Annotated in this window: 18 protein-coding genes; 3 read left to right on the top strand and 15 right to left on the bottom strand. The window is 64.4% G+C overall.

Features of this window, described 5'->3' with window-relative positions; translation table 11 throughout:
• Positions 1 to 32: 32 nt before the first annotated feature.
• The 6 genes from ACMNAY_RS11430 to ACMNAY_RS11405 form a co-directional block, all read right to left on the bottom strand.
• Positions 33 to 590: an anti-sigma factor family protein gene (locus ACMNAY_RS11430; RefSeq protein WP_418719482.1), complete on the bottom strand. Its 558-nt coding sequence runs from the start codon at positions 588 to 590 to the stop codon at positions 33 to 35.
• Positions 587 to 1,081: an RNA polymerase sigma factor gene (locus tag ACMNAY_RS11425; RefSeq protein ID WP_418719481.1), complete on the bottom strand. Its 495-nt coding sequence runs from the start codon at positions 1,079 to 1,081 to the stop codon at positions 587 to 589. The genes ACMNAY_RS11430 and ACMNAY_RS11425 overlap by 4 nt, the downstream gene beginning before the upstream one ends.
• Positions 1,082 to 1,179: 98 nt before the next feature.
• Positions 1,180 to 2,175, bottom strand: a complete 996-nt coding sequence (locus ACMNAY_RS11420) for an exonuclease domain-containing protein (RefSeq protein ID WP_418719480.1) — start codon at positions 2,173 to 2,175, stop codon at positions 1,180 to 1,182.
• A gap of 62 nt (positions 2,176 to 2,237) precedes the next feature.
• Positions 2,238 to 3,563 carry a 2-hydroxyglutaryl-CoA dehydratase gene (locus ACMNAY_RS11415; protein ID WP_418719479.1) on the bottom strand — a complete coding sequence of 442 codons (1,326 nt, stop codon included), beginning with the start codon at positions 3,561 to 3,563 and terminating at the stop codon, positions 2,238 to 2,240.
• 4 nt (positions 3,564 to 3,567) lie between these two features.
• Positions 3,568 to 6,489, bottom strand: coding sequence for an acyl-CoA dehydratase activase (locus ACMNAY_RS11410; protein ID WP_418719478.1), 2,922 nt, complete (start codon positions 6,487 to 6,489; stop codon positions 3,568 to 3,570).
• Positions 6,490 to 6,603: 114 nt separating this feature from the next.
• Positions 6,604 to 7,473 (bottom strand): YitT family protein, encoded by an 870-nt coding sequence (locus tag ACMNAY_RS11405; RefSeq protein ID WP_418719477.1) that lies wholly within the window; start codon positions 7,471 to 7,473, stop codon positions 6,604 to 6,606.
• Positions 7,474 to 7,696: 223 nt separating this feature from the next.
• Here ACMNAY_RS11405 and ACMNAY_RS11400 point away from each other — a divergent pair, with 223 nt between their 5' ends.
• Positions 7,697 to 9,364 (top strand): glutamine--tRNA ligase/YqeY domain fusion protein, encoded by a 1,668-nt coding sequence (locus tag ACMNAY_RS11400; protein ID WP_418719476.1) that lies wholly within the window; start codon positions 7,697 to 7,699, stop codon positions 9,362 to 9,364.
• Between the two features lie 47 nt (positions 9,365 to 9,411).
• Here ACMNAY_RS11400 and ACMNAY_RS11395 read toward each other — a convergent pair whose 3' ends face one another.
• Positions 9,412 to 10,782 (bottom strand): MATE family efflux transporter, encoded by a 1,371-nt coding sequence (locus ACMNAY_RS11395; RefSeq protein WP_394977020.1) that lies wholly within the window; start codon positions 10,780 to 10,782, stop codon positions 9,412 to 9,414.
• A gap of 247 nt (positions 10,783 to 11,029) precedes the next feature.
• Between ACMNAY_RS11395 and ACMNAY_RS11390 the strand changes: the two genes are divergently transcribed.
• A complete protein-coding gene (locus ACMNAY_RS11390) occupies positions 11,030 to 12,790 on the top strand; it encodes a M20/M25/M40 family metallo-hydrolase (RefSeq protein WP_418719475.1) in 1,761 nt (586 codons plus the stop codon).
• A gap of 56 nt (positions 12,791 to 12,846) precedes the next feature.
• Here the strand turns inward: ACMNAY_RS11390 and ACMNAY_RS11385 are convergent, their stop codons facing one another.
• The 6 genes from ACMNAY_RS11385 to ACMNAY_RS11360 are packed head-to-tail and all read right to left on the bottom strand — an operon-like array spanning position 12,847 to position 17,783.
• Complete coding sequence (locus ACMNAY_RS11385; protein ID WP_418719474.1) at positions 12,847 to 13,410, bottom strand: DUF5662 family protein; 564 nt, start codon at positions 13,408 to 13,410, stop codon at positions 12,847 to 12,849.
• Positions 13,407 to 14,000 (bottom strand): orotate phosphoribosyltransferase, encoded by a 594-nt coding sequence (gene pyrE, locus ACMNAY_RS11380; protein ID WP_418719473.1) that lies wholly within the window; start codon positions 13,998 to 14,000, stop codon positions 13,407 to 13,409. The genes ACMNAY_RS11385 and pyrE overlap by 4 nt, the downstream gene beginning before the upstream one ends.
• Before the next feature lie 32 nt (positions 14,001 to 14,032).
• On the bottom strand, positions 14,033 to 14,941 hold the full coding sequence (locus tag ACMNAY_RS11375; protein ID WP_418719472.1) for a dihydroorotate dehydrogenase: 909 nt from the start codon (positions 14,939 to 14,941) through the stop codon (positions 14,033 to 14,035).
• Entirely contained in the window at positions 14,938 to 15,702 is a 765-nt protein-coding gene (locus ACMNAY_RS11370) for a dihydroorotate dehydrogenase electron transfer subunit (protein WP_394977026.1), read from the bottom strand. The genes ACMNAY_RS11375 and ACMNAY_RS11370 overlap by 4 nt, the downstream gene beginning before the upstream one ends.
• Positions 15,683 to 16,552, bottom strand: coding sequence for an orotidine-5'-phosphate decarboxylase (pyrF, locus tag ACMNAY_RS11365; protein ID WP_418719485.1), 870 nt, complete (start codon positions 16,550 to 16,552; stop codon positions 15,683 to 15,685). Before pyrF ends, ACMNAY_RS11370 begins: the two co-directional genes overlap by 20 nt.
• Positions 16,553 to 16,610: 58 nt before the next feature.
• On the bottom strand, positions 16,611 to 17,783 hold the full coding sequence (locus ACMNAY_RS11360; RefSeq protein WP_418719471.1) for a dihydroorotase: 1,173 nt from the start codon (positions 17,781 to 17,783) through the stop codon (positions 16,611 to 16,613).
• Between the two features lie 303 nt (positions 17,784 to 18,086).
• On the opposite strand from ACMNAY_RS11360, the gene ACMNAY_RS11355 reads away from it, so the two are divergent.
• Positions 18,087 to 18,965 (top strand): L,D-transpeptidase, encoded by an 879-nt coding sequence (locus ACMNAY_RS11355; RefSeq protein ID WP_394977030.1) that lies wholly within the window; start codon positions 18,087 to 18,089, stop codon positions 18,963 to 18,965.
• Between the two features lie 526 nt (positions 18,966 to 19,491).
• Here the strand turns inward: ACMNAY_RS11355 and ACMNAY_RS11350 are convergent.
• Both ACMNAY_RS11350 and ACMNAY_RS11345 read right to left on the bottom strand, forming a co-directional pair.
• Positions 19,492 to 20,010 carry a flavin reductase family protein gene (locus ACMNAY_RS11350; RefSeq protein ID WP_418719470.1) on the bottom strand — a complete coding sequence of 173 codons (519 nt, stop codon included), beginning with the start codon at positions 20,008 to 20,010 and terminating at the stop codon, positions 19,492 to 19,494.
• Positions 20,010 to 20,462 (bottom strand): CBS domain-containing protein, encoded by a 453-nt coding sequence (locus ACMNAY_RS11345; protein ID WP_394967817.1) that lies wholly within the window; start codon positions 20,460 to 20,462, stop codon positions 20,010 to 20,012. Before ACMNAY_RS11345 ends, ACMNAY_RS11350 begins: the two co-directional genes overlap by 1 nt.
• Between the last annotated feature and the right edge of the window lie 79 nt (positions 20,463 to 20,541).

The raw sequence follows: 20,541 nt of genomic DNA, 5'->3' as shown, positions 1-20,541 counted from the left end.
GGCACAAAGCCGGGCGCTCCCCCCCCTCTTTTTTATTGCCAGACCCATCGGGCAAAGGACCGGTTTACGCCGCACAGAACATGTTCCTGAACGCCGTCCTTTTCAAACACCCGCAGAGCGCTCATCCGCTCCTGTTCGTTTTCGGCAAAGCCCCGCCCGGCCATATAGTTGGTGATGTCGGTCTCCGGCGCGGCCAGAACCACTTTAGGGGCTGCGGACACCTCCGCCCAGGGCTCTTCCAGAAAGGTTACCTGGGCAAGGCCCCACGCCGCCGAGGCAAAATTCGCGGTGCCGAAGGTGAGAAGGGAGAAAAGGCATGCCGCCAGCATCGCGGCGGCCAAGGACAGGGCGACAAAGGCCGCCAGCACCCGGCGGCGTTTTTTCTTCCACCGGGCGGCAAAGGCGTAAAAGGCCCGTTCTTCCTGCACCGTCTCCGGCGGGGCGGCGGGGGCGCGCAGCTGTTCCAGCCGGGCGCGGCAGGCGGCGCAGCGGGCCAGGTGTTCCTCCACAAAGGCGGCGGTGTCCTCGCTCACCAGCCCGTCCATCCAGAGGGCCAGCAGGTCCCCCACGATGCTGCACTCGTTTTTCATTCCTCTTCCTCCTCCCAGCGGCGGCGTATCATCTCCCGGGCCCGGTGGCAAGTGACGCAGGCCCAGTTTGCGGTTTTTCCGTAAAGGCTTCCGATGTCCTTGTAGAGCAGTTCCCCGAAGGCCCGCAGGCGAAAGACCTCCCGGTAGGGCTCGGGCAGTTCTTCCGCGATGGCCCGCAGGCGGGCCGCCTGGTCCCGGGCGGCGGCCGTCTCTTCCGGGGGCGGGGCGGGGTCGGCCAGCTGCCCCAGCAGGGTCTCGTCGGCGGGGCGGGTCCGGCGGCTTTTTTTCAGATGGGTGTAGTAAGCGTTTTTGGCGATCTGGCACAGCCAGACCCGCACCTCGCACTCGCCCCGGAAGCCCTCCGCCGCCCGCAGCGCCCGGAAAAAGGTCTCGCCGGTCAGCTCCTCCGCCATCTGCTCGTCCCCCGAAAGGCGCAGAAGATAGCGGTAGACCGGGCCGAAATATGCTTTGTAGACGTCCTCAAACTCCACCGGGCTGCCGCCTCCTTCCCCCTGTTGTGACCATAAGACTTTTTTCAAGGCCGAAATATTACAAAAAAGCACGGGAAAATTTCCCGTGCTTTTTTCTCTTATTGTCCGGCGTTTTTCACCCGCTCGGCGGCCTCGGCCGCTTCCAGCTCGGCCCGGCGCTTGGCCCGGGCAATGGCGGCTTTCTTGTCCTTCTCCCAGCGGGCGGTCTGGGCTTCGTCCGCAGGCTCGGTGGCCCGGGCAAAGGTGTGGTGCAGCCCGTCGGAGCGCATCCGCCGCAGCCAGATGAGCACCGGGCCGTGGGCGGCGCAATGGGCCATGGAGTAAAGGCTGTTGTTGCCCTTGCGCAGCCACCAGTCTCCCTCGTTGGGGATAAGGGGCGCGCCGCACTGCGGGCACACCGCCCGGCGCATGGTCTCATCGGTGAGCCACACTTCGCCGTCGGCGTAGCCCTTCCAGAGGGTGAAGTCGGTGCGGCGGCTGTCCTCCGGGCAGGCGAGGGCGCGCAGCTGTTCCTCCTCGCTGGGGTACTCCGCCAGCGCCTTGTCCAGGTCGATGAAGGAGCACACCTTCGCGGTGTACACCGCGTCGGCCAGCGCGTCGTGGAAGGCCTCGTCCTTTTCGATGCCAAGGCGCTCCACCACGTTTTCCAGCGTCATGCTCTCCCCCTCGGCCCGGGGCCGCTGGCTGAGGAAGGCCCGCTGCAGGTCGTACCAGGTGTGGGGCCAGGTCTCATCCAGCCCCGCCAGCACCAGGTTCTGCTTGAGCACCGGCACGTCGTCCTGGCCCCACTCGCCCAGAGCCGCGTCGGGGCCGCACCAGTCCATGAAGCGGCGCAGCCCCTCGGCGATGGGCACGCCCGCCGCCAGGTCCTTCTGGGTGAGGCCGGTGACCTTGGCCACATGATGGTGGAGTTTCGGGAAAATTTTGGGCCGCATGGTCACGGTGAAGGTGTCGGTGATCTTGCCGCCTTCCACCTTTGCCGCGCCGATCTGGATGATCTCGCCCCGCAAGGTCTGCTCCGCGCCCTGGTAACGGAAGGTCTTGGGCGCGTAACCCATGTTCCACTCCATGTCAAATACGATCAGCTGGGCCATTTGTCTCTCGTTCCTCTCACGGCACGGGGCGGACAAAACGCCCGCCCCGCTCCAAAGTTATTTTACAGATAGGCCGGCACGGCCTTTTCGCCCGCGGTCACCGGTTCTTCCAGCGCGGGGGCGGCAGGGGCGGCGGCTTCGTCCAGCCGCTCCTTGGCCACGCTGAGCATCAGCTTGATGCGGTTCTCCTGGTTCACCGGCGTGGCGCTGGGGTCATAGTCGATGGGGGTGATGTTGGCGGTGGGGTAGATGGCCCGGATGCGGCTGATCATGCCCTTGCCGCAGATGTGGTTGGGCAGGCAGCCGAAGGGCTGGGCGCAGACGATGTTCTCGTAGCCGCTGGTGACCAGCTCCACCATCTCGGCGGTGAGCAGCCAGCCCTCGCCCATCTTGTTGCCCCGGCTGATGATGCCGTCGGCCATGGTGCGCAGTTCCAGGAAGGGCGCGGGGGCGTGGAAGCCCGCCGCCTTCATGGCCGCGCCCGCCGCCCGCTCGATGCCGTCCATATACTTCAGCAGCGCCTCGGAGCCCCAGACGGCGGCCCTGGAGCCGCCGTAAAAGCGCACGGTGTCGCCCATGTTGCTGATGCAGTACTGCACGAAGCCCAAAAGGCCCGGCAGGTTCACTTCGCAGCCTTCGCCGGCCAAAAATTCCTCCAGCCGGTTGTTGCCCAGAGGCGAATACTTGACGTAAATTTCGCCCACGACGCCCACCTTCACCTTGGGCACCCGCTCCACGGGGATGGCGGCGTAGTCGGCGGCGATGGCGGGGAAGAGTTTTTTCATCGCGCCCGCCGAGATGTTCCGGCCGGCCAAAAAGTCTTTACGCAGGCGGGCCAGCCATTTTTGGGTGAGGGCCTCGGCCGCGCCCTTTTCCTTCTCGTAGGGGGAGGTCTGGTTGCGCAGGGCCATCAGCAAATCGCCGTAGACGATAGCCGCCAGAGCCATTTTGAGCAAAGGCAGGGTCATTTTGAAGCCCGAGTCCTTTTCCAGGCCCGAGAAGTTCAGGCTGGCCACCGGGATGTGGCCGTAGCCCGCGCGGGCCAGCGCCTTGCGCAGCAGGTGGATGTAGTTGGAGGCCCGGCAGCCGCCGCCCGTCTGGGTGATGAGCAGGGCGGTGTGGTCCAGGTCGTACTTGCCGCTGTTCAGCGCATCCAGAAACTGGCCGATGACCAGCAGCGCCGGATAGCAGGTGTCGTTGTGGACGTATTTCAGGCCCAGCTGGGCCACCTGGCTGCCGCAGTTGCCCAAAATCTCGGTGCGGTAGCCTTCCTTTTCCAGCGCCGCCTGCAGCAGGGTGAACTGCACCGGGGCCATGTTGGGGATGAGGATGGTGTGGGTCTTTTTCATTTGGGGCGTAAAGCGCGGGTAGTTCATGGCGTTTTCCATTTCCTCATTCCCCCTTTCTGTCCTTTTCGTCCAGCGCGGCGAAGAGGCTGCGCAGACGGATGTTCACCGCGCCCAGGTTCGTGATCTCGTCGATCTTCAGCTGGGTATACAGCTTGCCCCCCGCCTGCAGGATGCTGCGGGTCTCGTCGGTGGTGATGGCGTCCACACCGCAGCCGAAGCTCACCAGCTGCACCAGGTCCATGTCCGGCTGGGTGGTGCAGTATTTGGCCGCGGCGTACAGGCGGGAGTGGTAGGTCCACTGGTTGAGCACGGTGGTGGGGAATTTCTCCATGTGCCAGGCCACGCTGTCCTCGGTGACGACCGCCGCGCCGTGCTGGCAGATGAGGCCGTCGATGCCGTGGTTCACTTCCGGGTCCACATGGTAGGGCCGGCCCGCCAGCACGATGATGCGCTTGCCCGCCGCCCGGGCGCTGGCAATGATCTGGGCGCCCTTGTCCCGCAGGCGCTGCATGTGGTCGTGATACTCGGCATAGCCCAGGTCGGCGGCCTTGGCCACCTCGGCCTTTTCGATATCCTTAAAGTATTTTTTAAGGATAAAATACATTTTGTTTTTGAAATCCGCCGGGCGGTGCAGGCCCACGAAGTCGTTGATGAAGGGGATGGAAGCCAGTTCGGGGCAGTTGACCTCCAGCACTTCGGGGTAGTAGGCCACCACCGGGCAGTTGTAGTGGTTGTCGCCCAGGTGCTCGTCGATGTTGTAGCTCATGCAGGGGTAGAAGATGGCGTCCACGCCCATCTCGCTCAGCGCCTTGATGTGGCCGTGGGCGAGTTTTGCGGGGAAGCACACCGTGTCGCTGGGGATGCTGGCCTGGCCGGCGGTGTAGAGGGCGCGGTCGGAGGCCGGGCTGGTGACCACGGCAAAGCCCAGACTGGTGAAGAAGGCGTGCCAGAAGGGCAGCAGCTCGTACATATTCAGGCACAGGGGGATGCCGATGCGGCCCCGGCGGCCCTCCACCGGCTTATAGCCCGCCAGCAGGTTCTGCTTGTAGCGGTAAAGATTCAGCGCGTCGTCGCCGCCGGCGGCTCCGCCGCTCACCGGGTGCTCGCAGCGGTTGCCGCTGATGAGCCGCCGCCCGCCGGCGAAGGTGTTCACCGTGAGCTGGCAGTGGTTGGTGCAGCCGTTGCACTGCACGGTGCGGGTGGTCTGGCTGAAGTTTGCCAGCTCCTCGGGGCCCAACACGGTGCTCCGCTGGCCGGGCTTTGCGGTGGCGCGGCCGTGAAGCGCCGCGCCGAAAGCGCCCATCAGACCGGCGATGTCCGGCCGGATGACCTCCACGCCCATCTCCTTTTCAAAGGCGCGCAGCACGGCCTCGTTGTAGAAGGTGCCGCCCTGCACCACGATGTGGCGGCCCAGTTCCTCGGGGCTGGAGGCGCGGATGACCTTATACAAAGCGTTCTTGACCACGCTGATGGACAGGCCCGCCGAGATGTTCTGGATGGAGGCGCCGTCCTTCTGGGCCTGCTTGACGCTGGAGTTCATGAACACGGTGCAGCGGCTGCCCAGGTCCACCGGGCGGTCGGCAAAGAGGCCGAGAGCCGAGAACTCCTTCACGTCGTAGCCCAGGGCTTCGGCGAAGGTCTGCAAGAAGCTGCCGCAGCCGGAGGAACAGGCCTCGTTGAGGAAGATGTCGCTGATGGCGCCGTCCTCGATCTTGAAGCACTTCATGTCCTGGCCGCCGATGTCGATGATGAAGTCCACCTCGGGCAGGAAATGGCGGGCGGCGGTGAAGTGAGCCACCGTTTCCACCACGCCGGCGTCGGCGTTGAAGGCGTGCTGGATGAGGGCCTCGCCGTAGCCGGTGGTGGTGACGCTGGCCACCTCCAGGCCCGGATGGGCGGCGTAGAGCTTTTCCAGCACCTCTTTGACCAGCGGCACCGGGTTGCCCAGGTTGGGCTGGTAGCTGGTGAAGAGCAGGTTGGCGTTCTGGTCGATGACCGCCAGCTTCACGGTGGTGGAGCCGGAGTCGATGCCGATGTGAACCGGGCCGCAGTCGGCGGCGAAGGGCACATGGGGCACGCTGGCTTTCAGATGCCGGGCGTGGAAGGCCTCGTACTCCTCCTTGGAGGCGAAAAGGGGCGGCTCGCTGGCCCAGCTGCCGGAGGCGGCGTTGTGCTCCACCGCGTCGGCCACCTGCGCCAGGTTGAACTGCTTGTCGGCATAGAACGCCGCGCCCAGGGCCACAAAGTGGAGGCTGTGCTCGGGGCACAGGCCCTTTGCCCCCAGCGCCTTGTCAAAGCTCTGGCGCAGCACGCTGTTGAAGGTGAGCGGCCCGCCCAGATACAGGATATTGCCCTTGATGGCCCGGCCCTGGGCCAGGCCGGCGATGGTCTGGTTCACCACCGCGCCGTAGATGGAGGCGGCGATGTCTCCCGCCGCCGCGCCCTGGTTGATGAGGGGCTGGATGTCGCTCTTGGCGAACACGCCGCAGCGGCTGGCAATGGTATAGGTCTTGGTGGAAGAGGCCGCGGCGGTGTTCAGTTCCTCCGGGCTCATTTTCAAAAGGGTGGCCATCTGGTCGATGAAGGCGCCGGTGCCGCCGGCGCAGCTGCCGTTCATGCGCACCTCGGTGCCGCCGGTGAGGAAGAGGATCTTGGCGTCCTCGCCTCCCAGCTCGATGATGACGTCGGTCTGGGGCGCAAGGCGCTTTGCCGCCACCCGGGTGGCAAACACCTCCTGCACAAAGGGTACGCCGCAGCTCCCCGCCAGGCCCATGCCCGCGGAGCCGGAGATGGCAAGGTAGGCGGTGCGCCCGCCCAGCTGCTGGTGCAGCTTGCCCAGGATCTCCTTGGCTTTTTCGGTGATGTGGCTTCCGTGGCGCTCGTAGGTGTCAAAAATCACCTCGTCCGCGTCGTTCAGAACCACACATTTGATGGTAGTGGAACCAATGTCCAGACCAACGCGCATTCGATCTCCTCTTTCTTTATCAGACACGCCCTGCCCCCGTGGCGAGGACGCGAAAAAGCAGCAAAACAGTTTGAGTATAACAGGGAATTTTTAAAAATGTTTGAACCCCGCCGCTCACAGCGAGCGGAAGCCTTTGCCCACGATCTCGGAGGAATTGACGATGGTCAAAAAGGCCGTGGGGTCCGCCCGGCGCAGATGGTTGCGCAGGGCCACCGCCTGCCGGCGGGTGAGCACGGTGGTGTACACCTGCTCCTCCTTGCCGGTGTAGGCGCCCTTGGCGGTGTAGACCGTGGCGCTGCGGTTGAGCTTTTCCAGAATGAAGGACTTCAGCTCCTCCGGCCGGGAGGTGATGACGGTGATGACCTTGCGCTGGTTGAAGCTCTCGATCATGCTGTCCACCACGAAGGCCTTGGCAAAGGTGCCCAGCAGGCAGTAAAGGCCGGTGGCCACGCCGTAGATCCCGCCCGCCCAAACGACGATGGCGATGTCGCTCACCAGCAGCGCGCGGCCCACTTCCAGGCCGGTGTACTTGGCCAGGATCATGGCCACGATGTCGGTGCCGCCGGTGGAGGCGCCCACGTTGAACACGATGGCGCTGCCGATGGCGGGCAGGGCCACCGCGAAGCACAGCTCCAGCAGGGTGTCGTCGGTGAAGGGGCGGGGCATGGGATACACCTTTTCCAGCACCGCCACAAAGGCGGACAGGGCAAAGGAGGAATAGATAGTCACGCCCATGGTCTTTGCGCCCAGGAACACCAGGCCCAGCACCACCAGCGCGGCGTTGATGATGAACAGCGCGCCGCCCACGTTCAGCTCCGGCCAGAGGCTGGCCAGGATGATGGAAACGCCGCTGGTGCCGCCCATGGCGAAGTGGTTGGGGGTCTTGAACAGGTGGATGCCCACCGCCGTGAAAAGCAGGCCCAGATTCAGAAGAAGCGCGTACACCACGAAGTCTTTCGTGGCGAATTTGGGTTTATGGAACATACTATTAAAATACTCTCTTTCCTGCGGGGCGAAAGGGCGCAGAATGGCTCACTGCCCCATTATCGGTAATAAAGTACCATACATCTGCCTTTTTTGTCAAACCCCGGGGCGGCAGACCCGCCGGACGTATTGCAATCGCAGAAAAAATCCTGTAAAATAGTACAGATAATGGAATGCGGGCAGCACTGCCGGCATCCGGACAGCTTTCGAGGAGGGGCAAACCATGGAAAAGCCCAGCAATTTTCTCACCGAGATCATCGACGCGGACCTGGCCGAAGGCCGTGTGAAAGAGATCCATACCCGTTTCCCGCCGGAACCCAACGGCTACCTGCACATCGGCAGCGCCAAGGCCATCTGGATCAACTGGGGCATCGCCCAGGCCTACGGCGGCAAGTTCAACCTGCGCTATGACGACACCAACCCCGTGCGGGAGGACGACGAGTACGTCAAGAGCATTGAAGAGGACCTGCGCTGGCTGGGAGCCATTCCCAACGGCGGCATTTTCTACGGCAGCGACTACTTCGAGCAGTGCTATCAGTACGCCGAGCAGCTCATCAAGGAGGGCAAGGCCTATGTGTGCGACCTCTCCCGCGAGCAGATGCAGGAGTACCGGGGCACTCTGACCGAGCCGGGCCGGCCCAGCCCCTGGCGCGACCGCTCGGTGGAGGAGAACCTGGACCTCTTCCGCCGTATGCGCGCCGGTGAATTCGCCGACGGCAGCCGCACCCTGCGGGCCAAGATCGACATGGCCAGCCCCAACATGAACATGCGCGACCCGGCCATCTACCGCATCGTGCGTGCCCACCACCACCGCCAGGGCGACGCCTGGTGCATCTACCCGCTCTACGACTTTGCCCATCCCATCCAGGACGCCATCGAGGGCATCACCCACAGCATGTGCAGCCTGGAGTTCGAGAACCACCGGCCTCTGTACGAGTGGGTCATCGACAACCTGCATCTGGGCCCCTTCCCCATCCAGCGTGAGTTCGCGCGGCTGAACGTGTCCAACACGGTGATGAGCAAGCGCTACCTGCGGGAACTGGTGGAAAAGAACATCGTGGACGGCTGGGACGACCCCCGCATGCCCACCCTGTGCGGCCTGCGCCGCCGGGGCTACACCCCCTCCAGCATCTTCGAGTTCGTGAAGAAGGCGGGCGTTTCCAAGGTGTACAGCCTGGTGGACTACCGCCTGCTGGAGCACTGCCTGCGCACCGAGCTGGAGCTCACCTCCCCCCGGCGCATGGCGGTGACCGACCCCATCAAGCTCACCATCACCAACTACCCCGCCGGCAAGGTGGAGTACTTCGACATCCCCAACAACCCCAACAAGGCGGCGAACGACGACTCCACCCGCAAGGTGGCCTTCTCGGGTGAGTTGTACATCGAGCGCAGCGACTTTGCCCAGGTGCCCCCGCCCAAGTTCCAGCGCCTCAAGCCGGACGGCGAGGTGCGCTTGATGGGCGCCTACATCGTCAAGTGCAACGAGGTCGTTCTGGACGAAAACGGCGAAGTGGCCGAGCTGCGCTGCACCGCCGACCTTGATACCGGCAACGGCATGCCCGCCGACGGCCGCAAGGTCAAGGGCACCATCCACTGGGTGAGCGCCGCCCACGCGGTGGACGCGGAGGTGCGCCTCTACGACAAGCTGTTCACCCAGGAGAACATGGGCGAGCTGCCCGAGGGCGCGGACTACAAGGACTTCCTGAATCCGGACAGCGTGAAGGCGCTGCCCTGCGCGAAGCTTGAGGCGGCGCTGGCGGACGCAAAGCCCGGCGAGACCTTCCAGTTCGTGCGGATGGGCTACTTCACCCCCGACTCCAAGCACCCCGGCGTGTTCAACCGCGCGGTGACTCTGAAGGACAGCTTCTCCAAGACTCTGGAGCAGAAATAAACCAAACGCCCCGGCGCTCAAAGCGCCGGGGCGTTTTTCTTTGTGTGTCAGGCGGGCTGCCGTTCCTCGCCCGCTTCGCGGATGCGGATGCGCCGCCGCAGCCAGCCGCCCTGGAGGTAGTAGACCAGGAAGAACAGGCTGGTGAGCGACCAGCTGATGGGGTAGCAGGCCAGCGCGCCGATGAGGGTGTGCCAGACGGTGGCCACCACCGTGAGCACCCACAGGATACGGGTGACGCAGACGCCGATGCTGGTCATGATCATGGGGATGAGCGAGTCGCCCGCGCCGCGCACCGAGCCGCTGAGGATCTCGATGAGCACGTAGGTGGGCCAGAAGGGCACCACATAGTGCAGGATCTCCACGCCCTGTTCGATCACCGGCGCGTCCTGCACGAAGAGGCGGAACAGCACGCTGCCGAACAAGAGGGTGACCGCCATCAGCATGCCGGTGGCCACAAAGGCCATCAGCGCGCACTGGCGCACGCCCTTCTTCACCCGGTCGTACTGGCCGGCGCCGAAGTTCTGGCCCACGAAGGTGGTGATGGACAAACCGAAGGAGTTCATGGTCATCCAGAAGATGCTGTCGATCTTGCCGTAGGCGGTGTAAGCGGCCACCACGTCGGTGCCGAAGCTGTTGATGGAGGCCTGCACCACGCTGTTGGACAGAGAGTACATCACCGACTGCAGCCCGGCGGGCAGGCCGATGCGCACGATCTTTTCCACCATCTCTTTGTCCAGCTGCAGGTAGGAAGGCACGAACCGGTAACAGGCGGTGGTGTGGGTGAGGCTCATCACCGTCATGCCCGCCGCCACGCACTGGCTGGCCACGGTGGCCAGCGCCGCGCCGGCCACGCCCATGCCCAGAATCGCCACCAGCACCACGTCCAGCACGATGTTGGTGAGGCTGGCGCAGATGAGGAAGTAGAGCGGCCGCTTGGAGTCGCCCACCGCCCGCAGGATGCCGGTGCCCATGTTATAAATGAGGCTGGGCACCATGCCCAAAAAGCAGATGCGCAGATAGAGCACCGCGTCTTCCATCACGTCCGCCGGGGTGTTCATGATGGACAGGGCCCAGCGGCTGGCGGCAAAGCCGATAAGCATGATGCCGACGCCGCCCAGAAGGGCCATGGCCATGGCGGTGTGCACCGCGCGCTGCACCTCCACACCCTTTCTTGCGCCGTAGTACTGGCTGATGACCACCGAAGCGCCGCTGGCCACGCCCACAAAGAAGCCCACCAGCAGGTTCTGCACCACCGCCGTGGTGCCTACCGCCGCAAGGGCCCCCTTGCCCACAAAGTTGCCCACGATCACCGCGTCGGCGGTGTTGTAGAGCTGCTGAAAAAATGTTCCGAACCAGATGGGGAAGAAGAACAGCAGAAGCTGCTTCCAGATGACCCCTCCGGTGATGTTGTTGTTCATTCCCACACCCTCCAAAATCAAGAAAAGCGGCGGCCTTCGGCGCATCGGGCGCACGCAAGGTCTCCACTGTCACTATCACGATACTTCACCCGCTCCCCTTTGTCAATAGGGCTTTGGCCCGGCGGAAAAATTTTCTTGCCGCGAACAAAGGGTCTGGCCTGGCGGCGTTTGATATGTTATACTGATTCTGTATAGATAAATCAGGGCGCGGCCCCCTTTTCCGCGCCCGTTGAGGAGGCTGTTTGTTATGGATTTTGTGTGGATCCTGTGGGTCCTGGCCGCTGTTGTGGGGCTGGTGCTGGCGCTCGTTGCCGTGGCGGCGGTGCGCGCGGCGCAGATGAAGCCCACCGGCGCGGTGAAGGCCCAGTTCCCCGAGGCGGACCTGGCCCGGGCGCAGAAGTACGCCGAAGGGCTGGCGGAACTGGTGCGCTGCGAGACGGTGTCCTTCCGGGGCCAGACGGACCGGCGCAAGTTCACCGCCTTCCACAAGGTGCTGCGGCGCACCTTCCCCCTGCTGCACCGCACCGCCGAGATCATGGAATTCAACGGCAGCCTGCTTTATAAAATTTCCGGCGCTGCCCCCGGCCAGAAGCCGCCCATCCTGCTGATGAGCCATCAGGACGTGGTGGCCGCCGAGGGCGAATGGCCCCACGAGCCCTTCTCCGGCGACATTGCCGACGGCGCGGTGTGGGGCCGCGGCACGGTGGACACCAAAGGCAGCCTGTTCTGCATCATGCAGTCGGTGGAAGAGCTGCTGGAAAGCGGCTGGCAGCCGGAGTGCGACGTGTACATCGCTTCCAGCTGCACCGAGGAGTGGAGCGGCGACGGCGCCCCCGCCACCGCCGCCTGGCTGAAGGAGCACGGCGTGCGGCTGGGCCTTCTGCTGGACGAGGGCGGCATGATCATGGAAGGCCCCATGGCCGGCGTGCGCGGGCGCTACGGCATGGTGGGTGTGGTGGAAAAGGGCTACGCCGACGTGAAACTGGTGGCCAAAGACGACGGCGGCCATGCCAGCGCCCCGGGCCGGAACACTGCTCTGGTGCGGCTGGCAAAGCTGATGTGCCGGGTGGAAAAGCACTATCCCTTCCGGGCCCGTTTTTCGCCCACGCTGCGGGAGATGTTCCGCCGCATGGCCCCCAACATGAAGTTCGGCATGCGGCTGGTGCTGGGCAACCTGTGGCTGTTTGAGCCGCTGCTGTGCCTTGTTCTGCCCCGGGTCAACCATCTGGCGGGCGCGATGATGCGCACCACCTGCGCTTTCACCACCGCCAAAGGCTCCGACGGGCTGAACGTGCTGCCTCAGGAAGCCTACGTCACCGCCAACATGCGCTGCATCCCCCACCAGCCCACCGACGAGAGCATCGCCATTCTGGAAAAGCTGGCGAAGCAGTGCGGCGTGGAGACCGAGGTCATCTACAAGGACGCGGTGCCCCCGGTGGCGGACTACAACGCCGCCCCCTTCAAGCTGCTGGAGGAGACGATGGCCAAGGTCTACCCGGGCTACGACGTCTGCCCCTACATCATGACCGGCGGCACCGACGCCCGCTTCTACAAGGAAGTGACCGACAACGCCCTGCGCTTCGCCCCGCTGGAGATCAACCACCAGCAGCACACCAGCATCCACGCCGCGGCGGAGAACCTGTCGGTGCTGGCGCTGCCCCCGGCAGTGGACTTCTACAAGCAGCTGCTGGAGAGCTACTGCGTCATCGACCCCAGCGCTCCCATCGCGGTGAAGAAGCCGGCGGCAAAGAAGCCGGCCCCCAAAAAGCCGGCGGCGAAAAAGCCCGCCGAGCCCGCCGGAGAATCCGCCGAGGCCGCCCCGGTGAAGAAGCCGGCGGCGAAGAAGCCTGCGGCCAAAAAGCCCGCGGTGAAAACGGCCGGTGAAACGGCGAAAAAAACCGCCGCCAAAAAACCGGCGGCAAAGAAGACCGCTTCCAAAAAGGCGGCCGAGCCCGCCCCCGCCGAGGCCCCCCAGGCCGAAGCTCCCGCGGAACCGGCCACCGTTTAAACAACAAACAAAAATCCCGCCCCGGCGAAAACCGGAGCGGGATTTTTTTGCTCATTTCAGCGATGCAGTATTTCCCGGCGGATGATGGCAAAGGCCTTTTCCTCGCCCTCGTCCCGCACCAAAAGCAGCATCTTTTCCAGCAGGGCGCGGGTGTTCGGGTGGAGGATGTAGTGGTCCCGCCCGTGCCGGTAATACTCCCAGGCGGAGGAATCGGTGTAGTCCTCCTTCAGATACACCCGGCTGGCGGCCAGCCGGTCGCAGAGCATCTCCGCCACACACTTCACCGGCATCTCGTTGCCGATGAGGTTTCCGGTGCCCGCCGGGTCGTAGTCGATCCAGTATTCCAGATGGTGGCGGTTGCGGCCCTTGTGGTGCAGCCAGGCGGTGCTGCAGCCCTCGGCCTTGCGCTGGGCGTCGTTGGGGCTGCGGTTGCCCTGAAAGTACTTCACCCCCGGCCAGAACTCCGCCGGGCTGTACTTTGAAAGGTCATGGCAAAGCCCCTGCTTCCAAAGGCCCAGCCGCCGGCAGTAGCAGAACACCAGCCACTTGTGGTAGGTGATGGTGGTCAGGTGCCCCCAGAATCTGCCAAGGGGGCCCCGCCGCCTTGCTTCGCTTTTCACAGGGTCTGCTTGGCCTGCTCTTTCATCTTGCGGCTGCCCAGATGCACCAGGGGCAGCTTGCCCTCGGCGCAGATGGGGCACTCCTCAGGCAGATAGTTGGGCAGGTCCAGCTTGGCGGCGCTGGCCACGATGGGGATGGGGCTGGGCGCGTCGGCCTTGGTGCGGTCCACCACGCAGGCAATGCCCAGGCACACGCCGCCCGCCTCTTCGATGACCCGCTTGGTCTCCAGGCTGGAAACGCCGGTGGTCACCACGTCCTCGGCGATGATGCAGCGCTCGCCGGGCTTGATGGAAAAACGCTTCAGGGTCATCACGTTGTCCACCCGCTCGGTGAAGATGGCCCGCTTGCCCAGCTGGCGGCCCAGCTCGTAGGCATAGACGATGCCGCCCATGGCGGGGCCCACCACCACGTCCACGTTCAGCTCCCGGAGCTTCTCCGCCACCGGGGCCATCACCGCGGCGCACTTGTCGGGGTACTGCTGCAGGTAAGCCATCTGGCAGTAGGCGCTGGAATGGCGGCCGCTGCTCAGCAGGAAATGGCCCTCCAGGAAGGCCTCGCACTCTTTCAGAATTTCCACTGCGTTGCTCATGGTTTCGTTCTCCTTTGTTTCGTTTTAAGGCTTCAGCCGCGGGCACAGCCGCGGATCTCGTCCAGATTTTTCACCCCGTGGCGGTCCATCCACTCACCGATCTCGGCGGTGATGCGCCCGCCGGCGCGGGGGTCCATGAAGTTGGCGGTGCCCACCTGCACGGCGGCGGCGCCGGCCATGATGAATTCCAGCGCGTCCGCGCCGGTGGTGATGCCGCCGAGACCGATCACCGGCACGTCCACCGCGCCCACCGCCTGCCAGACCATGCGCAGGGCGATGGGTTTGACGGCGGGGCCGCTGAGGCCGGCAAACAGGTTGTTGAACACCGGCTTGCGGCGCTCGATGTCGATGGCGCAGGCCTGGAAGGTGTTCACCAGGCTCAGCGCGTCCGCGCCGGCCTCCACGCAGGCGGCGGCCATGCGGGCGATGTCCTCGGCCTGGGGGCTGAGTTTCACCACCAGCGGCTTTTTGCACACCGCCTTCACCCGGCTGACCACCTCTTTGGCGCTGTCCGGCCGGATGCCGTAGGCGATGCCGCCCTGCTTGACGTTGGGGCAGCTGATGTTCAGCTCGATGAAGTCCACGGCGGTCTCGCTGAGCATCTGGGCGCCTTCCTCGTAGTCCTCGATGCAGCCGCCGCCCAGGTTCGCAAACACCGTGGTGCCCAGGGTCAGCATCCGGGGCAGCTCTTCGTCGATGAAGTGGCGCACGCCGGGGTTCTGCAGGCCGATGGAGTTGATGAGGCCCGCCGGGGTCTCATAGAGGCGTTCGCCCTCGTTGCCGTATTTGCCGTTCAGGGTGAGGCCCTTGGAGCAGATGCCGCCCAAAACGCTCAAATTGTACATGTCGGCGTATTCCTCGCCGAAGCCGAAGGTGCCGGAGGCCGGGATGACCGGCCCGGCCAGGCGCTTGCCCAGAAAATCCACATGCAGATCGCTCACAGGCCGAACACCTCCTTCGAATCGAACACAGGGCCGTGCTTGCACACGCTCTTGGCTCCGCTGGCGGTGTGGCAGGTGCAGCCGAGGCAGGCGCCCACGCCGCAGGCCATCTTCTTTTCAAGGCTGACCAGGCACTTCACGCCCGCCGCCTCGCACTTGGCGGCCACCGCCTTCATCATGGGTTCGGGGCCGCAGCAGAGCACCAGGTCGTACTCCTCCGGGTGGAGGATGCCGGTGACCAGGCCGTGGTAGCCCACCTTGCCGCTGTCGGTGGCAACGTGCACCCGGCCGCACAGGGGCGCAAAGCGCTCCAGGCCGTAGGGCTCGTCCCGAAAACCGGTGTACAGATCGGGCTTTTTGCCCGCAGCGGCCAGTTCCCGCACCAGCTGGTAGAGGGGCGCGGTGCCGATGCCGCCGCCCACCACCGCAATTTTGCCCTCGGCGGCGGCCACGTCAAAGCCGTTGCCCGACGGGCCGCTGAGCAGCAGGGTGTCGCCGGGCAGCAGCGCCGCCAGCAGGCGGGTGCCCTGGCCCCGCACCTCATAGAGGAATTCCAGCGTGCCGGTGCTTTCGTCCCAGCTGTGGACGCTGATGGGGCGGCTCAAAAGGGGAGCCGCCGTGTCCGGCCAGCAGCGCAGCATGAAGAACTGCCCGGCGTGGGGGGCTTTGTCCGCCCGGGGCCACGTCACCGCCAGCAGGCGGATGTTCGGCGCAACGACGGTATGCGCCAGCACCTTCACCTCACAGGCTGTTGCAGGCATGGGCAATGGCCTCCTTCATTTTGATGCACTCGTTGCGGGCCGCCTCGTCGAAGGCGGTGCCGGGCTGCTTCTTGTAGGCCAGCAGCACCGCGCGGCTGGAGTTCACCACGCCGCCGTTGCTGTGCTTGTCCAGATAGCGGGCGATGTCGTCGGCGGTGCCGCCCTGAGCGCCGTAGCCGGGGATGAGGAAGAAGCTGTCCTGGTAGCGGGCGCGAATTTCCGCCGCCTCCTCGATGTGGGTGCCGCCGATGACGAGCCCCAGGCTGGAGTAGCCCTTCTCGCCCATACACTCGAGACCCAGCTCGTGGAGCTTGTCGCCCACCATGTCGTAGACGTGGCGGCCGTCGGCCAGCTTCTCGTACTCAAAGTCCTTCGCGCCGGGGTTGGAGGTGCGCACCAGCACGAACAGGCCCTTGCCCGCGCCGGTGACGTAGGGCAGGTAGGGGCGGATGGAATCCAGGCCCATGTAGGGGGCCAGGGTGATGAAGTCGGCCTCGAAGTCGCCCTCGAAGTGGGCCTTGGCGTACATCTCGGCGGTCTTGGCGATGTCGCCCCGCTTGATGTCCGCGATGACCGGCATGCCGGCGGCCTTCACGTAGTCCAGGGTCTCCTTGTAGGCGCGGATGCCGTCCAGGCCCAGGCTCTCGTAATAGGCGATCTGCACCTTGAAGCAGCCCGCCACGTCCTTGGTGGCGTCCACAACGGCCTTGTTGAACCGCACGATGTTCTCGCCGGCGGTCAGCTCTGCCTTGGCAAAGCCCTCCGGCAGGTAGGAAAAGTCGGTGTCCAGGCCCACACACACCGGGCCGCGGGCGGCCACCGCTTCGTACAGCTTGTCCATGTTGGTCATCATAACATTCCGCTCCTTTTAATAATTGTATTATATGAATGAAATATAACTATTTGTATTACCGCTTCCAGGTGATCTTGCCGCCCTTGAGGGTGAGGTCCACCCGGCCGAAGAGCTGCGCGCCGTCGTAGGGGCAGTTGCGGCTCTTGGAGTGCAGGGCGTTTTTGTCCACGGTATAGGGGGTGTCCAGCTCCACCAGGGTGAGGTCTGCCGCGTAGCCGGGCAGCACCCGGCCGTGGCCGGCAAGACCCAGGATTTCGGCGGGGGCGGTGCTCATCAGCTCCGCCAGCCGAGCCAGAGGCAGGCCGTTCTCCTTGCAGAGTTTGGTGTAGCACACGCCGAAGGCGGTCTCCAGCCCCACCATGCCCGCCGCTCCGGCGGCCTTTTCCTCGTCGGTGTGGGGGGCGTGGTCGGTGGCGATGGCGTCCACCACGCCCAGGCGGATGGCCTCGATGAGGGCCCCCACGTCGTCGGCGGTGCGGATGGGCGGGTTCACGCGGTAGTCGGTGTCGGCAAACCACAGGTGGTGGGGGGTGACTTCGCAGGTGACGGGCGCGCCCTTCCACTTGGACTGGCCGATGGCCTCCACCGCCTCCCGGGTGCTCACATGGCACATGTGCAGCCGCGTGCCGTAGTACTCGCACAGGTGCAGGTTGCGGATGGTCTCGATGTTCTCCGCCAGCCGGTAGTCCCAGGAGGAGATGTCCATGTCCTCGGCGTGGCTCATGATGACAAGGCCACGCTGGGCGGCGATGGCGAAGGCTTTGGCCATCACGTCGCCGGACTGCACGCCCTTGCCGTCCTCGGTGATGAATTTCAGGTCCTCGGGCAGGGTCTTGAGGTGGTCCAGGGTATGGCCGTCGAAGTTTTCGGTGATGCTCACCGACTGGTTCGCGCCGCACAGGCCCACCCGCTCGGCCTCGGCCATCACGCTGTGGGCGATGTCCGCCGAGGAGCAGACGGGCTTTGTGTTGGGCATCAGGTTCACGAAGGTGTAGCCGCCCGCAGCAGCGGCGGCGGAGCCGGTGGAGATGTCCTCCTTATATTCAAAGCCGGGGGTGCGCCAGTGGCAGTGCAGGTCCACGAAGGCGGGCAGCACCGTGCGCCCGGCGCAGTCCAGCACTTCCTCGCCGTCGGCGGCAAGGTCCAGACCCATGGCGGCGATGAGGCCGTTTTTCAGCAGCAGGTCCACCGGCTGGCCCGAGGCCAGGCGCGCGTTTTTCAGCAGCATGGGCAAGTTCGCTCCTTTCCATATCCTGCGGCCCGGGGCCGCGTTTTGGGCAAAAAAAAACTTTTCCCCCGAAAAGGAAAAGTCAAACAAAAGATGCAGAAAAAACACCGGCCCGCAAACCCAAAGCCCCGCGCTGTGCAAATCGGTGGGTCATGTGCTGCCGGCCCCTTTCTCTGCGTGTTAAATCAATTTATGTTAGCATACTTTTTACTGTGCGTCAAGCCCGGCCCTTGCGCCGGGGGGCGCTTTGCGTTACACTGGGAACAGCGCCCCGCCCGGGGCGCGGAGAGGAGCTTTTTTGCGATGAAACGACTGCTTTTGCTGTTTGTCTGTCTTTTGATGCTGGCGGGGTGCGCCGGCGAGCCGGCGGCGCCGTCCCTGCCCGCCGCAACGCCGGAGCCCACAGCCACGCCCGCGCCCACCGCCACCCCGGACCCGGAGGCCGCCTGGGCCGAGGCCGCCGCGGCCTTTCGGGAATGGCTGCCCACGCAGCCGGGCTTTGAAAACTTCTCCTTCGCGGTGAAAGAGGGCTTCCCCTATCTCATTTGTGTGAACCGGGCGGCCAGCTGCGTGACGGTGTACGCCGATGACGGCGCAGGCAGCTATTCGGTGCCCTACATGGCCATGGTGTGCAGCGGCGGCGAGGACACCCCTCTGGGCAGCTTTTCCACCCCGGTGAACTACGACTGGCGGCTGCTCTCCGGCCCCTGCTACGGCCAGTACGCCACCCGCATCGACGGGCCTTACCTTTTCCACAGCGTGCCCTACTACACCCAGCACAAAGACGATCTGGAATACGACCAGTTCAACCAGCTGGGCACTCCCGCCTCGCTGGGGTGCATCCGGCTGGCGGTGGCGGACGTGCGCTGGATCTACGAAAACTGCCCCATCGGCACGCCGGTGGTCATCTATGACGACGCCGAGAACCCCGGCCCCATGGGCAAGCCGGAGACGCTGTACATCGACCCGGCGGACGAGACGCTGCGGGGCTGGGACCCCACCGACCCCGACCCGGCGAACCCCTGGGACGACAGCTATCTGGATGGCACAGCCATCCGCAGCCGTGCGGCGGCCGCCGACTGGGAGGCTTTTAAAAACAGCGAGGCCTTCACCCAGAACCTGACCCCCACCGACCTGCAGGGCTGGAGCCACGACAGCTCCATCGAGGGTACCCGGGGGTAAGAGAGAAACGGCCCCATGCCGATTCGTGCCACTTCGCCCGAGCCTTCCGCACCGCACGCGGCGTCCCGGACACTTTTCACGACGAAGAAAAGTGTCCGTTCCGAGGCGCACTACGTGCGGAGGCACGGGCTTCGCCTCGGCGTTCATCAAACGGCGGTCCGGGTGAATCTTTTCGCAAAGCCGTCCCTTTTCTTTTTCGGGGCGGCGTTTCCCTTTTATCCTTATGCGGCCTCAGCCCGCCAGTTCCTCCATCGCCTCGCGGGCAGTGTCGGCGCTGAACAGAAAGCTGCCGCTGAGGGTGTAAACTTCCACGTGGCTGCCCACATAACGAATCTCGTACTCCATAATTCCTGCCCGCCTTTCTGCGTTTTGGCTTTGCGGGGTTTGCGTTTCCCCCGCCTCATGCTACCAGTATAGGCGAATATAGGTACGATAATCGGGATTTTGAATGGCGGCGGAAAATTTTTCCGCCGCGCAAAAAAGGGCCGCCCCCGGCAAATCCGGGGGCGGCCCTTTCGCTGTGTTTTCACTCGGTCTTTTGATAGACCGCTTCGATCTCGGCCACATACATGGTGTGGTAGTCCTTTTCCGGGTACCAGCGCTCGTCGGCGTCGCAGCCGGGGGCAAAGCCCGCCGGGTCCAGCGGCTGGGTATAGAGAGTGCGGCACACCAGCACCGTCTCGGCCTGGGCGAAGGCGGGCGCGCCGTCGAAATCGCACACCTCAAAGCCCACCTTGCCGATCTTGTCCTCGTCCCGGCCGCTGACCCGGCCCAGATAGGCCAGGTTCTGGCGCTGCTCCTCGCCGTAGAAGCTCAGGGTGAAGCGGCCGGCGGCGTCCACGAACTCCTTGGTGAACCGCTGGGGCCGAAGGAACACAAAGGCCACGTCCTTGCCCCACATCACCCCCATTCCGCCCCAGCTGGCGGTCATGGTGTTCACCCTGCCCTCCTTTTCGGCGCTCACCAGCATCCACCGGCGGCCGATCATGTTGAAAGGCTCGGCATGAAGGGCGGAAAGTTCGATCTTCTCAAAGGACATGTTCATCACACTCTGCTTTCTGTCTGGATCTTGCCCGGGGCGGGGCGGCCCTTGCCGCCGCCGCGGTAGCGGTCATAACAATACTGGATGATGGCGCCCCGCTTCACGATGCCGATGAAGCTGCGCTTGTCATCCAGCACGGGCACAAAGTTCTGGGTCATGGCGGCGGCCACCAGTTCGTCCATCTGGGTGTTCACCGTCACCGGCAGGTAGTCCCGCTTGCGGGGGATGGCCCGCACGGGAATGTCCTCGGCGTTTTCGATGCGGATGCCCTGGTTCTTGATGGCCCAGAGCAGGTCGCCTTCGGTCATGGTTCCCACATACTCGCCTTTGCGGTTGAGCATGGGGATGGAGGAATAGCGGTGGTACTCCATCTTTTCCAGAGCCTGCCGCAGGGTGAAATCATCGTATATAAAAGCCACGTCCTGTTTGGGAGTCAGAAAAAACAGGATGTTCACGCGCAAGACCTCTTTTCTGGGCACAGGAATGCCCGTCATTCTTTTGTTATTTTTATTATACCACAGCTTGCGCGTCCGA

The sequence above is a fragment of the Candidatus Allofournierella merdipullorum genome (assembly GCF_048426865.1).
Taxonomy (GTDB): domain Bacteria; phylum Bacillota; class Clostridia; order Oscillospirales; family Ruminococcaceae; genus Allofournierella_A; species Allofournierella_A merdipullorum.
Note: the sequence above shows the minus strand (reverse complement) of the source record. Positions and strands in the feature narration are given on the sequence as shown.

Excerpts from the sequence above, each read along its gene's own strand:
- ACMNAY_RS11430 (WP_418719482.1), bottom strand. The coding sequence starts at position 590 with ATGAAAAACGAGTGCAGCATCGTGGGGGACCTGCTGGCCCTCTGGATG.
- ACMNAY_RS11420 (WP_418719480.1), bottom strand. The coding sequence starts at position 2,175 with ATGGCCCAGCTGATCGTATTTGACATGGAGTGGAACATGGGTTACGCG.
- ACMNAY_RS11415 (WP_418719479.1), bottom strand. The coding sequence starts at position 3,563 with ATGGAAAACGCCATGAACTACCCGCGCTTTACGCCCCAAATGAAAAAG.
- ACMNAY_RS11410 (WP_418719478.1), bottom strand. The coding sequence starts at position 6,489 with ATGCGCGTTGGTCTGGACATTGGTTCCACTACCATCAAATGTGTGGTT.
- ACMNAY_RS11405 (WP_418719477.1), bottom strand. The coding sequence starts at position 7,473 with ATGTTCCATAAACCCAAATTCGCCACGAAAGACTTCGTGGTGTACGCG.
- ACMNAY_RS11400 (WP_418719476.1), top strand. The coding sequence starts at position 7,697 with ATGGAAAAGCCCAGCAATTTTCTCACCGAGATCATCGACGCGGACCTG.
- ACMNAY_RS11395 (WP_394977020.1), bottom strand. The coding sequence starts at position 10,782 with ATGAACAACAACATCACCGGAGGGGTCATCTGGAAGCAGCTTCTGCTG.
- ACMNAY_RS11390 (WP_418719475.1), top strand. The coding sequence starts at position 11,030 with ATGGATTTTGTGTGGATCCTGTGGGTCCTGGCCGCTGTTGTGGGGCTG.
- pyrE (WP_418719473.1), bottom strand. The coding sequence starts at position 14,000 with ATGAGCAACGCAGTGGAAATTCTGAAAGAGTGCGAGGCCTTCCTGGAG.
- ACMNAY_RS11370 (WP_394977026.1), bottom strand. The coding sequence starts at position 15,702 with ATGCCTGCAACAGCCTGTGAGGTGAAGGTGCTGGCGCATACCGTCGTT.
- pyrF (WP_418719485.1), bottom strand. The coding sequence starts at position 16,552 with ATGACCAACATGGACAAGCTGTACGAAGCGGTGGCCGCCCGCGGCCCG.
- ACMNAY_RS11360 (WP_418719471.1), bottom strand. The coding sequence starts at position 17,783 with ATGCTGCTGAAAAACGCGCGCCTGGCCTCGGGCCAGCCGGTGGACCTG.
- ACMNAY_RS11355 (WP_394977030.1), top strand. The coding sequence starts at position 18,087 with ATGAAACGACTGCTTTTGCTGTTTGTCTGTCTTTTGATGCTGGCGGGG.
- ACMNAY_RS11350 (WP_418719470.1), bottom strand. The coding sequence starts at position 20,010 with ATGAACATGTCCTTTGAGAAGATCGAACTTTCCGCCCTTCATGCCGAG.